This is a genomic window from Acidovorax sp. M14, assembly GCF_049331375.1.
Lineage (GTDB): Bacteria > Pseudomonadota > Gammaproteobacteria > Burkholderiales > Burkholderiaceae_C > Acidovorax.
Genome location: NZ_CP186263.1, coordinates 265,607 through 278,367, shown reverse-complemented (window position 1 = coordinate 278,367; position 12,761 = coordinate 265,607). Strand labels below are relative to the sequence as shown.

12 protein-coding genes are annotated in these 12,761 nt (G+C 65.1%); all 12 read right to left on the bottom strand.

What is annotated here, in order from left to right; translation table 11 throughout:
• Positions 1–116: 116 nt before the first annotated feature.
• Positions 117–548 (bottom strand): DcrB-related protein, encoded by a 432-nt coding sequence (locus ACOYR4_RS01290; RefSeq protein ID WP_422848388.1) that lies wholly within the window; start codon positions 546–548, stop codon positions 117–119.
• 65 nt (positions 549–613) lie between these two features.
• Complete coding sequence (gene tssI, locus ACOYR4_RS01285; protein ID WP_422848387.1) at positions 614–3,163, bottom strand: type VI secretion system tip protein TssI/VgrG; 2,550 nt, start codon at positions 3,161–3,163, stop codon at positions 614–616.
• A gap of 308 nt (positions 3,164–3,471) precedes the next feature.
• Positions 3,472–4,209 carry a helix-turn-helix transcriptional regulator gene (locus tag ACOYR4_RS01280; protein WP_422848386.1) on the bottom strand — a complete coding sequence of 246 codons (738 nt, stop codon included), beginning with the start codon at positions 4,207–4,209 and terminating at the stop codon, positions 3,472–3,474.
• Positions 4,210–4,268: 59 nt separating this feature from the next.
• Positions 4,269–4,913 carry a glutathione S-transferase family protein gene (locus ACOYR4_RS01275; RefSeq protein ID WP_422848385.1) on the bottom strand — a complete coding sequence of 215 codons (645 nt, stop codon included), beginning with the start codon at positions 4,911–4,913 and terminating at the stop codon, positions 4,269–4,271.
• 25 nt (positions 4,914–4,938) lie between these two features.
• Positions 4,939–5,436 (bottom strand): GyrI-like domain-containing protein, encoded by a 498-nt coding sequence (locus ACOYR4_RS01270; protein ID WP_422848384.1) that lies wholly within the window; start codon positions 5,434–5,436, stop codon positions 4,939–4,941.
• A gap of 201 nt (positions 5,437–5,637) precedes the next feature.
• Positions 5,638–6,591: a ProQ/FINO family protein gene (locus ACOYR4_RS01265; protein WP_422848383.1), complete on the bottom strand. Its 954-nt coding sequence runs from the start codon at positions 6,589–6,591 to the stop codon at positions 5,638–5,640.
• A gap of 91 nt (positions 6,592–6,682) precedes the next feature.
• A complete protein-coding gene (locus tag ACOYR4_RS01260) occupies positions 6,683–7,297 on the bottom strand; it encodes a cold shock domain-containing protein (protein ID WP_309827432.1) in 615 nt (204 codons plus the stop codon).
• 73 nt (positions 7,298–7,370) lie between these two features.
• A complete protein-coding gene (glcF, locus tag ACOYR4_RS01255; protein ID WP_422848382.1) occupies positions 7,371–8,624 on the bottom strand; it encodes a glycolate oxidase subunit GlcF in 1,254 nt (417 codons plus the stop codon).
• Between the two features lie 40 nt (positions 8,625–8,664).
• Positions 8,665–9,474: a YoaK family protein gene (locus ACOYR4_RS01250; protein WP_060987027.1), complete on the bottom strand. Its 810-nt coding sequence runs from the start codon at positions 9,472–9,474 to the stop codon at positions 8,665–8,667.
• 43 nt (positions 9,475–9,517) lie between these two features.
• Entirely contained in the window at positions 9,518–10,645 is a 1,128-nt protein-coding gene (gene glcE, locus ACOYR4_RS01245) for a glycolate oxidase subunit GlcE (protein ID WP_422848381.1), read from the bottom strand.
• Between the two features lie 262 nt (positions 10,646–10,907).
• The gene (locus ACOYR4_RS01240) at positions 10,908–12,350 is read right to left on the bottom strand and encodes an ammonium transporter (protein WP_015012095.1); all 1,443 of its coding nucleotides are present in this window, start codon (positions 12,348–12,350) and stop codon (positions 10,908–10,910) included.
• A gap of 36 nt (positions 12,351–12,386) precedes the next feature.
• Positions 12,387–12,725 (bottom strand): P-II family nitrogen regulator, encoded by a 339-nt coding sequence (glnK, locus tag ACOYR4_RS01235; RefSeq protein ID WP_015012094.1) that lies wholly within the window; start codon positions 12,723–12,725, stop codon positions 12,387–12,389.
• Between the last annotated feature and the right edge of the window lie 36 nt (positions 12,726–12,761).

The following is a 12,761-nucleotide window of genomic DNA, read 5'->3' as shown; positions in this document are numbered from 1 at the left end:
GGTGGCGGCTGGAGGATTGCGCCATGGGGTGCTGCGGCGTCAACGAGTGCCGATGTCCGTCGATGTGCGTCAGAGCGGCTCCCGGGACGCGGGCTCACAACCCGGCGCTGCCAGGTTCAGTGGCGCGGCTGGAAGCTTGCGCAGATGGCCAGCCAGGCATTCTTCTGCGCGTCGGTGATGGGCGCGGCAGACGCCGCCGTGAGCACCAGCACGCTGGCGGCGTCCGGCAACAACCACGTGCGTTGCCGCTGGTAGATGACCTGGCCGTTCTGCGTGAACTGCTGGGCTAGTTCCACGGCAATGGTTTGGTCCCTGTCGGGAGCCTTCTGCGCGTGTTTTTCCTGGATGGAAAACTTGCTGACCTGCAGCGTCACCGCCTTGATCTGGCGGTCTACGAAGGCCTCGAAGGATTCGCCAGGCTCCAACCTGTCCCGGGTGATGATCAGGCTCAGGTCCAGGCCACTGTGGCCCGTCAGCAGCATGTTCATGCTGTTGTCCCGAAGGCCGTCAGGCAGCGTGAAGCTGCCTTCGTTGAGGTGGAATTGCATGCGAAGGTTCTTTGGTGGTGATGCAGTCGTACTGGCGAAAAAAATCTGCTGCGCAGGGGGTTGATTCAGCAGTTGAGCTGGATAGGCGCCCCGTGAACGTCCAGCAACTCGCTCAGCTTGATCAGGCCGTTCTTGCCCTTGATGACGACTTCGCCTTTGTCGGTGAGCTTGAGCGAAGCGACGCCTTCTCCCTCGCCGATGGTCAGCGTAATGCTCTCGCCCGCCTGCAGCCGGATATGCTTGGCCGCCTTCACCAGCACAGAATCCTTCGTGGCCTGGATGTTCACGTTCTGGTCACCGACGACGGTGGCGGTGTCCTGCTTGGAAGCCAGGGTGATGTTCTGCTGGGCGGTGAGGTTCATGTTGCCCGTCTGGGCTTCCGAAGCAATGTCGCCCTTGGACACGGTGTTGCGCTGACCACCTTCGGACACGTGGGTCAGCATGCCGCTCTTGGCCAGTTGGGTGAGCTGCGCGCCGCTGGACAGCGTGATGTGCTGTTTGGCGTGCATGGAGGCGCTCTGCCCGGAGCTGATCACGATGGGCTTGGGGCTGATCATCGAATGCCCTTCGGGGCTCACGATCGAAACCACCGGCTTGCTGATGTCCTTCGAAAGCTCTCGCAGCGCCTGCGACTGCGGCATCGCCGGGTCGGTATTCGTGGGCATGAGCGTTTCCGCCCCTGCACCACCCCCTCCTCCGTCGCTGGAGAGCGCAGCAATGGCAGCTGCCGCTTTCGACAACGTGGCCATGGCAGCCTTGCCACCGGTCATCGCGGCGATTCCCGAACTTAGCTCCACCATGTGCGATGTCTTCAGGCCATTGAGGGCTTCGATGGCGCTGTTCATGGCCGCGACGGCCTCGCCTGCTTCCTCCATCAGCGAAGCCGTATTGGCCAGGCCTTCACCCAGGCCATCGAAGCCATCTGGATTGTCATGCGCCACCTTCTGCTTGAAGTCCTGCGTATACGTGGTGATCAACAAGCCTTTGTCCGCGCGTATCGCCCCCCATTCATTCGTGCGCAGTTCGAAGCCATAGCTGCGCTTGGCCTCGGTGCTCTGGTTCATGAGGTAGCCCATGTGCAAATGCGTATTGCCATGGTCGGTAGAGAGCTCGATATGCTCAATACCTCTTTGGTCCTCAAACCGCAGCATGTGTTTGCCGCCGCCGCCTTTGCTCCAGTTGGTCTGGAAGCCTGACTGCGTCTTGTGCTTGGGCAGCTCCCACGGTGGCATCTGGTCTGCGTTGTAGATGCGGCCAGTGACGATGGGGTAGTCAGGGTCGCCGTTGAGGAAGTCCACGATGACTTCCTGGCCGATGCGCGGCGTGAAGATGCCGCCGTACTTCATGCCTGCCCAGGGGTGCGACACACGGATCCAGCAGCTGGAGTTCTCGTCCATGGAGCCAATGCGGTCCCAGTGGAACTGCACCTTCACACGTCCGTATTTGTCGGTCCAGATTTCTTCACCGGGTGGGCCCACTACCACGGCCGTCTGGGGGCCCTGGCTACGGGGCTTGGGCGTAACCCGGGGTGGGGTGAACGGCAAACTGGTGGGTTGCGCCTTCAGCACAAAGCGTTGAATGGACCCGACCTCATCCTTGGTGGTTTTAGGCGTGGGCTTGGCTACGCTGCTGACCTCAGGGTTCTCCTGAAAATGGTATTGCACCGAGGTGATGAGGTACTGCTGGTTCTGGTCTTCGCGCGGGTAGTTTTCCAGGTTGAAGGTGTAGCCGGGGGTGAGCGCGCGGCAACTGGATTTACCTTGCACGATGCTTTGGCGAGTCAGGTTCTCCTGCAGGCGCACCTTCACATACGCCTCGCCGTCTCCATATTCGGTATAACCACCGGGCCACTCGTAGATCTCGTGGCTGTCATGCGCGTGACCCGGGGGATCTTTGCGCATGTTCGACAAATCCGCCTTGGGCTTCTTGAAGTCGTAGTCGTCGTTGTAATGACGGCCCGGTTTGATTTCCTCAGCAAGCTCCCACGCATAAACGCTTTCGCGGTCAGCGATGGCCGCCTTTTCAGGCGGATAGAAGGGAATGGAGGCCGCGCCAGGAAGGGGACTGTGCGACGCCACGATATCGTCAGCCAGCGTGAGTGTGTGCTGCCCCGCTGAATGCTGGTGGTAATAATAAATACCCTCATGCTCCATGAGGCGAGAAACAAACTGGCAATCCGTTTCGTTATATTGGACGCAATAATCCCAAGTGCGATAACTGCGGGTCAGCTTTTTATCGATGGGGTAGCCGTATTTACCCAGAACTTCTTCAATGATTTCTGGAACGGTTTTATTTTGGAATATCTTGAAATCACTTTTACGGGTTGCCAGCCAAAGCCAGGGGCTGAGCCGCGCCCGGTAGGAATACATGCGATGGTCTTGCCCCTGCATGCCAAAGCGGGTGACGATGCCGTCGATATGGCGGGTGCCGCCGCCCTCTGTTTCTACGATGATGGTGGCGTTTTTGCCCAACAACGCCTTGGGATCCACACTTTTGCTCTCACTCAGCAAGTCCACATCCAGGGTGAAGAGTTGGCTGATCTCTTCCAGGCCTTGGAGTTGTCTGAATTTGAGCTGGTCGCCCAGAGGCGTTTGAATGGTGACGCGACGTTTCATGTGCTGCAGACTGTCCGGCCGATGAGTGCAAAGTGCGGCGGATGATAGCTGCAGGCAAGGTATTTTCTTTTGACACTAAACACCGTTAATACAGCGAAATTAACGCAAAAAGTAACTTCGGTTACCAAACAGGAATCTTCAAGACATCTTGCAACAGAGAAAAAATGCGCCAACGCACCTGTGGTAATGCGCGCACTCCGTCTAATGCATTGATAAAAAGGGGCTCAAATCATTGGAGAAGGAGCCCGTCCTGCCCAGCCCGGTTAGTCGCCACGGCGTAGCGCGGCAAATGATTTGGGGCTCCGCAATCAGGCCGTTGCAGGCGGCACCCCTGGAGCATCACCTGCCCGCATCGGTGGGACTTCCATCTCGGCCTCGACCTTGCGCAACAAATCCGCCAGCGTTTTCCCAGGCTCCTGGCGGAACTGCTCCTCCAGCACCACCAGGTCCACGATGCGGTCGATGCGAAAGCCACGGAAGTCATTGCGCAGCTCGCACCAGGCCGACAGCGTCCAGACCTTGCCCCAGTAAAAGCAGCCCAGCGGCCGCAGGCGGCGCAGGCTGGGGCGGCCGTGCACGTCGGCGTAGTCGATCTGCACCATGTGGCGGCTGTGCACCGCCTCGCGCAGTGCCTGCAGGTGGGACTGCACGCGGGGGTCGAGCCCCACCGAGGGCGCGTACAGCGCCTGCGCCTCGGCCGCGACCCGTGCCGCCGGGGGCAGCACGGACAGGATCTTGCCCAGCGCCATCTCCACCTCGCGGGCCAGGCCGGCGTCCAGCCAGGCCTGGGCCAGGCGGGCCGCCGCCACCAGGGCATTGGCCTCGCCCTGGCTGAACATCAACGGCGGCAGGTCAAAGCCCGCGCCGAGGCGGTAGCCCACACCGGCCTCGCCCTCAATGGGCACGCCCTGGTGCTGGAGGTCCGCCACGTCGCGGTAGATGGTGCGGGCCGAGACTTCGAGCCGCTCGGCCAGGAAGGCGGCGGTGGACAGGCGCCGCCCCCGGATGAGCTGGACGATCTGGAACAGGCGGTCAGCGCGGCGCATGAACGTGGCCCAGGGGATGGGCTGCCGCCGACCGCTTGGGCCGTATCAGGTCGCAAAACTCAGCCATGGCCTTTGCTCTGCTGCACCAGCGCATCGTCGATCTGGGCAGCGCGCACGAACGCGGGGCGCTGCATGAACGGCTGCGCATACCGCTCGAACGCCGGGCGGCGTTCGATGGTGCCAAACTGCATGCCCCAGATCAGGTGCGCGCCCACGTACAGGTCCACTGCGGTGAAATGGTCGCCGCAGAGGTACGGCCCTTGGCTCACGGCCTGCTCCAGGGTATTCATCACATCGGCGTAACTGCCGTAGCCCACCATGGCCGCACGTTCGGCGGGTGCCAGCAGGTTCAGCGCCTTGGCGGTGGCGGCGCTTTCCAGCGGACCGGCGCAAAAAAACAACCAGCGGTAGTACGCAGCGCGTGCTGGCGTGCCCACAGCCGGGGCCAGCGATTTGTCGGGAAACAGGTCGGCCAGATAGGCACAGATGGCCGCCACCTCGGTGACCACCGCCTGCCCGTGCCGCAGTGCAGGCACCTTGCCCATGGGGTTGATGGCCAGGTAGTCGGGGGCCTTCATGGTGGTACCGTATTCGAGCAGCACGGTGTCGTAGGGCACACCACACTCCTCCAGCATCCAGCGCGCGGTACGGCCTCGGGACATGGGGTGGGTGTAGAACGTCAGGGCGGCGGCAGATGTGTTCATGGATGAGGCTTTTGGTTGGATGGGGTCACGCACGCGGCGCACCGGCGGCGATGCCGATATGAATGGCCACGCGGTCCGGGCCTTCGTACAGCTCGAAATCGGTGCCAAATCGCCGGGGCAACTGCGGGTGGGCCGCAAAATAGCGCCAGACCTCGCCCCAGGCATCGATCACCATCTGCGGCATTGTGCCGTGGCCGTGGAACACCAGATAGTCGCCCGCCTGCACCGCGATCTGCACGGCCCCAGGCACCGGGGCAACGGGTGGCGGCACGGCCACGCCGGCGGTGACATCAAAGGCGCCGTGTTCGTCGGATTCGTAGCCGCTGTAGACGCCGAAGATGCGCCCCTCTTCGCCACGGCCGGGCAGTGTGCGCTCCCAGCTTTGGCTGAAAAAGCGGTCCCACAGGGCGCCGATGCGGGCGGTGGCGGGGTCCCTCTCGTCGCGGTTGCAGGTGCGCACCGTCAGTCCTACAACGTGGAACGCAGCCACCGCAGTGCGGGTGGGGATGGGGATGGTTGTCATGGTCGAGCTCCTCTCTCTCTGTGTCGGGCCCGGCATGTTGCAGCCCGGCTGCTGACAACATGGTGTCAGTAGCCTGTCGGCAGCGTTGTCACGGAACGTGACACACGCTGGCGCAGACAAGGGGACGGAACCAGCGCCAGCGGGTAGTGGCGAGAGAAGGCCTGGGGAGCGTTGCGCAGCCCCCCACAGGGCACAGGCCGGTCAGGCTGCGGTGGAGGCGCTGTCCGCGTGCACAGCAGCCGAAGCCGAAGCCGAAGCCGAAGCCGAAGCCGAAGCCGCTGCGGCGGCGGCTGCAGCAGCCGCCCTCCGGCGGGCGCGCTCCAGCTGCTGCCCCACGGTGCGGGGCACCATGCCGTACATGTCGGCAAAGGCCTCCAGCGTCTGGCCGCTGGCCTCAAAGGCACGCAGCAGGGCTTCGTCCTTGGCGTTGCGGGCCGACCATTCGGCAAAAGCCTCTTCCAGGATGGCGTTGGCGGCATCGTCGCGGCTCAACACCAGCCCGGTGTAGGCCTCGCGCGTGAGGCCCGAGGCCTCGAACGCGGCCATCATGCGGTTGCGCAGCTTGGGCAGCAGGTCTTCGGTGGCGCGTGCCTTCTTGCGGCGGTACACCTCCAGCAGCGCATGGTGCACATGCTCGGGGGCCATGTCTTCCACGGGCTGACCTTGCAGGTCGTGCCGCTTGTCGCCCGCCGCCACGCTTTGCAGATAGCGCGTGGAGCGGGTGTGCAGGCCCAGCGCCACCTTGAGCGCCTCGCGCTCGAACAGGTCGGGGTGTGCAGCCAGGATGTCCTGGAAGATGCCGCGCTTGAGCGGGCGGAACACGGCACCGAACAGGTGGGGGTACAGCGCTGCGAGCTGCTCCAGCGCAGGGTGCACGCGCTGGGGTGCGCGCGGGGCCGCACCAGGTGCTGCGGCTTGGGGGCTGCCTTCGGCCACTCCTTCAGGCGCCTGGCGCCCCTCGGGCTTGCGGCGGTTGCGGCCACCACGGCGGGACCCGCCCTTGCGCTGCGGCTGGGGCGCACCGGCTTCGGCAACAGGCGCTGCCGGGGACTCGGGGGTTGCCACGGCAACGGCAGCCTCGGACACCACCGGTGCGGCCGGGGCGCTGGCAGGGGCTGCGTGGGGTTGTTCTTGTGTGGACGCGGAGTCGGTCATGGCAATGCGGTTCGGGGGCAAATGGAGGGCGACAAAACCTTCGATCATGCCAGTGTTGGCGTTGCGGGCGCCAAACAGCCCTGGGGACGCGCTACTTTGCCAGTGGATGGGTACACCACTGCTGCTCGCACGGAACCCCGTCGCCATTCCCGTCCATCTTGGTCCCAGGGCAGTTCTGCAGGAAGAACTTGGCTTCGGAGCACGATGTCATCTGTGAGCAGTGTTGGCGACCGTCACAGCGATACGAGGTGGCCAACGGTTGCGCCGGGGCAGCGGGGGCGTGCTGCTGCGGTGTCTCCAGCGCCTGCGCCGCCGCTTCAGCACGGACCGCTGCAGCCCGCTGCGTACGCCGGTCAAAATGCCAGTAGGCCGCCGCCAACAGCGCGCAGGCCACCACAAAGACAACGATGCGCATGGGCAGCCCCCGGGGCTCAGAGGGTTCGCGGCCGATGTCGCGGCGCGCCCGGGACGGGGCCGCAGTGGGCGAAGCGGCAGCGGGCCGGTCTCGGCGCACTCGAACCGCCTGCTTCTTGCCGTCTTGGTTCAGGGAGATTTCAAAACTCAGCGTTTCATTCAGCTGCGGCCGCAGGCCGTCGCGCGCAAATGCCGAGATGTGCACGAACACATCCTGGCCTGCCGGGATGGGCGTGATGAAGCCAAAACCCCGGTCGTCGTTCCACCGAGTGAGCGTCCCCTCGAAGCGCATGGCCTCCCCTTTCTAAGCTGTTTGGGGCGCCATGGTAGCGGCTGGTCACACAGCCAACCGCGAGGCTGCGAGGTCACGGCCCCAATAGCGCCTCGTCCAGCACCTCCACCCAGTGCCGCACAGGCGTGCCCGTGCCACTTTGCAGGTGGGTGATGCAGCCGATGTTGGCAGACAGGATCATGTCGGGCGGCTGGTTGCCGAAGGCTTCGCCAAGCACGCCGAGCTTGCGGTCGCGCAGCTGGTACGACAGGTCGGGGTTGAGCACCGAATAGGTGCCTGCCGAGCCACAGCACAGGTGGGCATCGTTGCGTGCGGTGCGCAGCTTGAAGCCCAGCTGATTCAGGTGCGCCTCCACCCCGCCGCGCAGCTTCTGGCCGTGCTGCAGCGTGCAAGGGGGGTGGTAGGCATACAGGGTGTCCGGCTGGTTGACCCTGCCCTGCAGCTTGGTGGCCAGCTCGGGCAGCATGGCGGGCAGCAGCTCCGACAGGTCGCGCGTGAGGCTGCTGATGCGTTCGGCCTTGGTCGCGTACTGTGGGTCGTCCTTCAGGATGTGACCGTATTCCTTGACGGTAACGCCGCAGCCCGAGGCGTTCATGACGATGGCCTCGACCCCACCTGCGTCCACCAGCGGCCACCAGGCGTCGATGTTGGCGCGCATCTCTGCCATGCCGCCAGCCTGGTCGTTGAGGTGGAATTTGACGGCGCCGCAGCAGCCCGCCTTGGATGCGATCACGGTCTGGATGCCCACCGCGTCGAGCACGCGGGCGGTGGCCGTGTTGATGTTCGGCATCATGGCCGGTTGCACGCAGCCCGCCAGCATGAGAACCTTGCGCGCATGCTCACGCGTGGGCCAGGCGCCAGCGGCCTGCAGTGCGGGCACCTTGGCCTTCAGCGCCTCGGGCAGCAGGCCGCGCACCATTTGTCCTGCCTTCATGGCAGGAGCGAACAGCGGCGAAGGCAGGCCCTCCTTCAGCGCCCAACGCAGGGCTTTTTCGCCCACGGGGCGGGGCACTTTTTCATCGACGATCTTGCGACCGATGTCCACCAGGTGGCCGTATTGCACGCCGCTCGGGCAGGTGCTTTCGCAGTTGCGGCAGGTGAGGCACCGGTCCAGGTGCATCTGGGTCTTGCGCGTGGGCTCGGCGCCTTCGAGCACCTGCTTGATGAGGTAGATGCGGCCGCGCGGGCCGTCCAGCTCGTCACCCAGCAGCTGGTAGGTGGGGCAGGTGGCGGTGCAAAAGCCGCAGTGCACACATTTGCGCAGGATGGATTCGGCCTCCAGGCCATCGGCGCGGGCGCGGTATTCAGGGGAGAGCTGGGTTTGCATCGGGCATGCCTGGGCGAAGGAACAAAAAAGAGGGGCCGGTTCAGCGCGCTGTCGGCGGGTCCAGCGGCGGATCGTGCGGCGTCTGCAGCGCCAGCGCCTTGCGCCAGGGCTGGCGCAGCCGGGCACGGTCCGCCCACAGCGGGGGCAGCGACAGGGCCAGCAGCACCAGCGCCAGCGGCACCACAAACACAAAGCCCACGTGCTTGAAGCCCGCAGCTCCCGCAATGCCGCCCACCAGAAACATGCCCACCAGCCCGGCAAACAGCCGCAGCCGGGCCTGGTTGGCACGCACCTGCGATTCGGGCGCGGTGCCTGTGCGGTTCCAGTAGAGCATCTTGCCCATCTCGATGCCCAGGTCGGTCACCACGCCCGTCATGTGGGTGGTGCGGATCTGGGACGAGGACATCTTGGTCACTGTGGCGTTCTGCAGGCCCATGATGAAGGACAGCAGCAGCACCGTGAGTGGCACCGCAAAAGGCGTGGGCCAGCTGAGGGTGATGGCGCCCACCAGGCCAAACAGCAGCATCAGCACGGACTCCAGCAGCAGCGGCAGCGCGTAGGTGCTGCGCAGCCTGCGCTGGCGCGCCCAGTTGACCATGATGGCCGTGGTGCCCGCCCCCGACATGAAGGCCCAGAGCGCGCCCACGGCACCCAGCACCAGCTTCATCTGCCCCAGCACCAGGTTGTCGGCCAGCGACGACAGGAAACCCGTCATGTGCGAGGTGTAGAGGTGCACCACCAGAAACCCCCCGGCATTCACCGCCCCGGCGTTGAACGCCAGCAGCAGGCCCAGCACCTGGTTGCTCGCAACCGTGCGGTGGTGTCCGGTGAGGTGAAAAAGGCGTCGCATGGCCAGGGTGGCGGTGGTGGCTGTGAGCGGGGGGTTGGCTTGCCTACCAGGCCCGCGCCATGCGGCCGGGGTTGAAGATGCCGGCAGGGTCAAAGCTGTGCTTGAGGCGGGCGTGGATTTGCTCCAGCGCCTTGGGTTGCAAGTCAAAAGCACCGCTGGCGCCGGATTTATTTACCTCGGCAGCTACAAAAAGAGAAGCACTCCCACCCGCCGCCCGGGCGGCTTCGCGCAGGGCGTCGCCTGCCGACTCGGGGGCCTGCACCCAGCGCAGCGCCCCGTGCCATTCCACCAGCGGCTGCGCACCGGCGGGCAAAGCCAGCACCGGCGCGGTGGCGGGGACGGACAGGCGCCACAGGGCATGGTCGGGGCGCGTGGCCCGGTCGGTGAACCACGGCAGGGTCTGCTCGCGGCAGGCGGTCCAGTCGGCGGCCACGGTGGCGTTGTCCATGCGTGTGCCGCCCATGGTCTTGCACGCGGCCTCCACCGCCGCCACGGCGCCGCGCAGGCGCACATAGAGCGTGCCCACACCACCGTCTTGCACCCAGCAGCTGGCATTGAGGGGCAGCGGCTGGCTGCCCCAGGCGTGCAGCTTGCGCAGAGCGTCGGCCTGGTTGATGCCCTCAAACAGGAGCGTGGCCTCGCCGGGCGCCACGGGCAGCACCTTGAGGCTCACCTCCGTCAGCAGGCCCAGCGTGCCCCAGGCGCCGGCCATGAGGCGCGCAACGTCATAGCCCGCCACGTTCTTCATCACCTGGCCGCCAAAGGTCAGCAGCTCGGCCTTGCCGTTGAGCAACGTCACGCCCAGCAGGTAATCCCGTACGGCGCCCACGCTGGCGCGGGCCGGGCCCGACAGGCCGGCCGCCACCATGCCGCCCACGGTGGCGGCGGCTGCAGGGGTCTTGGCGAAATGCGGAGGTTCAAAGGGCAGGCACTGGCCTTGTTCGGCCAGCACAGCCTCCAGCTCGGCCAGCGGGGTGCCAGCGCGCACGGTGACGACCAGCTCGCTGGGCTCGTAGCTCACGATGCCGCGCAGCACCCGGGTGTCGAGCACCTCGCCGTGCAGCGCCAGGCCATGGAAGTCCTTGGTGCCCCCGCCACGGATGCGCAACGGGGTCTGGTCGGCGGCGGCAGCGCGCACGCGCTCAGTGATCGGGGCGAGGGAGAAGTCCATCCGTGCATCGTAGCGGCAGCGGTCGGCCACACGGCAGGGGAGGAGCGTGAATTTTTTGAACAGCGGGTGTGCAAAGGACTGGCGGATGCCACGGGGCGCGTTTGTCCCCGCCAGTCCCACACCCCCACGCACTCGCTACCCACCGGTACGAAAAAAGCCCGCCGGTGGTCGGCGGGCTGAAATAACCAGAGGAGTAACTCGCTTGTTCTTATTGCGACGCCACGGTGCCACCAGACACCGCAGCGCGTGGGGCGCAGAGCGATCAGCGGTTGTACGCCGTTTCGCCGTGCGAGGTGATGTCCAGACCTTCGCGTTCGGCTTCTTCCGAAACACGCAGGCCCACGAGCAGGTCGGCGATCTTGTAGGCGATGAACGCCACCACACCAGACCAGACGATGGTGAACAGCACGCTCTTGACCTGCACCCAGACTTGAGCGCCCATGGCGAAGGTGTCAGGCGTCAGGCCGCCCGTGCCACCCAGGCTTTGCGAAGCGAACACACCGGTCAGGATGGCACCCAGGATACCGCCCACGCCGTGCACGCCGAACACGTCAAACGCGTCGTCCACGTTCAGCATGCGCTTGAGGCCACCCACACCCCACAGGCAGACCACACCAGCGATCAGGCCCATCACGATGGAACCCATGGGGCCCACGAAGCCTGCAGCAGGCGTCACGGCCACCAGACCAGCCACCGCACCGGAGGCAGCGCCCAGCATCGAGGCCTTGCCCTTGTGCAGCGCTTCACCAGCGATCCAGGACAGCGTGGCGGCGGCAGTGGCCAGCACGGTGTTCACAAAAGCCAGGCCAGCGTTGGCGTTGGCAGCACCGGCAGAGCCAGCGTTGAAGCCGAACCAACCCACCCACAGCAGCGAGGCGCCCACCATGGTCAGTGTCAGGCTGTGGGGTGTCATGGCTTCCTTGCCGAAGCCGATGCGCTTGCCCACCATGTATGCACCCACCAGGCCAGCGATACCGGCGTTGATGTGCACCACGGTGCCACCCGCAAAGTCCAGAGCACCGTCAGCACCCAGCAGGCCGCCGCCCCACACGATGTGGGCCATGGGCACGTAGCTGAAGGTGAACCACAGCACCGAGAAGATCAGCACGGCAGCGAACTTGATGCGCTCGGCGAACGAGCCCACGATCAGTGCCACAGTGATGGCGGCAAACGTGCCCTGGAACGCGAAGAACACGTACTCAGGAATCGTGGTCAGCGCGCCAAAGGTCTCCTGGGTCACGCCCTTGAGGAAGATCTTGTCGAAGCCGCCGAAGAACTTGCCCTCGCCCGAGAACGCCAAGCTGTAGCCATAGATGGCCCACAGCAGCGAGATCAGCGAGAACACCACGAAGACCTGCATCAGCACCGACAGCATGTTCTTGCTGCGGCCCAGGCCGCCGTAGAACAGAGCCAGGCCAGGGATGGTCATCAGGATCACGAGCAGCGTGGAGGTCAGCATCCAGGCGGTGTCGCCGGAATCGACCTTGGGCGCTGGGGCCGCAGGGGCTGCCGGTGCGGCGGCGGCTTCTGCGGCAGGCGCGGCAGCGGCTGCGGGAGCTGCAGGTGCAGCAGCATCAGCGGCCGGTGCTGCAGCCGCGGGGGCTGCGGCGGCGGGCTCGGTGGCGGCAGGCGCCTGGGCCATGGACAGGTTGCCCATGGTCAGCAGACCGAGCCCCAGAATGAAGGAAGCAAGCAGTTTTTTCATGGCGTTTCTCTTCTTGGATGGGATGCGGCCTCGCCCTTACAGGGCTTCCTTGCCGGTTTCGCCAGTGCGGATGCGCACCACCTGCTCCAGGTGGGTCACGAAAATCTTGCCGTCACCGATCTTGCCGGTGCGCGCTGCGGTCTCGATGGACTCGATCACGCGGTCCACCAGGTCGTCGGCCACGGCGGCCTCGATCTTGACCTTGGGGAGAAAGTCCACCACGTACTCTGCACCGCGGTACAGCTCGGTGTGGCCCTTTTGGCGGCCAAAGCCTTTGACTTCGGTCACCGTGATGCCTTGCACGCCGATGTCGGAGAGCGCTTCGCGCACTTCGTCGAGCTTGAAGGGCTTGATGATGGCTGTCACCATTTTCATTTTCAGATCCTCCGGAATGGGCGCCACCGGCGCCCA

Excerpts from the sequence above, each read along its gene's own strand:
- ACOYR4_RS01250 (WP_060987027.1), bottom strand. The coding sequence starts at position 9,474 with ATGCGACGCCTTTTTCACCTCACCGGACACCACCGCACGGTTGCGAGC.
- ACOYR4_RS01270 (WP_422848384.1), bottom strand. The coding sequence starts at position 5,436 with ATGACAACCATCCCCATCCCCACCCGCACTGCGGTGGCTGCGTTCCAC.
- ACOYR4_RS01290 (WP_422848388.1), bottom strand. The coding sequence starts at position 548 with ATGCAATTCCACCTCAACGAAGGCAGCTTCACGCTGCCTGACGGCCTT.
- glcF (WP_422848382.1), bottom strand. The coding sequence starts at position 8,624 with ATGCAAACCCAGCTCTCCCCTGAATACCGCGCCCGCGCCGATGGCCTG.
- glcE (WP_422848381.1), bottom strand. The coding sequence starts at position 10,645 with ATGGACTTCTCCCTCGCCCCGATCACTGAGCGCGTGCGCGCTGCCGCC.
- ACOYR4_RS01260 (WP_309827432.1), bottom strand. The coding sequence starts at position 7,297 with ATGCGCTTCGAGGGGACGCTCACTCGGTGGAACGACGACCGGGGTTTT.
- tssI (WP_422848387.1), bottom strand. The coding sequence starts at position 3,163 with ATGAAACGTCGCGTCACCATTCAAACGCCTCTGGGCGACCAGCTCAAA.
- glnK (WP_015012094.1), bottom strand. The coding sequence starts at position 12,725 with ATGAAAATGGTGACAGCCATCATCAAGCCCTTCAAGCTCGACGAAGTG.
- ACOYR4_RS01265 (WP_422848383.1), bottom strand. The coding sequence starts at position 6,591 with ATGACCGACTCCGCGTCCACACAAGAACAACCCCACGCAGCCCCTGCC.
- ACOYR4_RS01240 (WP_015012095.1), bottom strand. The coding sequence starts at position 12,350 with ATGAAAAAACTGCTTGCTTCCTTCATTCTGGGGCTCGGTCTGCTGACC.
- ACOYR4_RS01280 (WP_422848386.1), bottom strand. The coding sequence starts at position 4,209 with ATGCGCCGCGCTGACCGCCTGTTCCAGATCGTCCAGCTCATCCGGGGG.
- ACOYR4_RS01275 (WP_422848385.1), bottom strand. The coding sequence starts at position 4,913 with ATGAACACATCTGCCGCCGCCCTGACGTTCTACACCCACCCCATGTCC.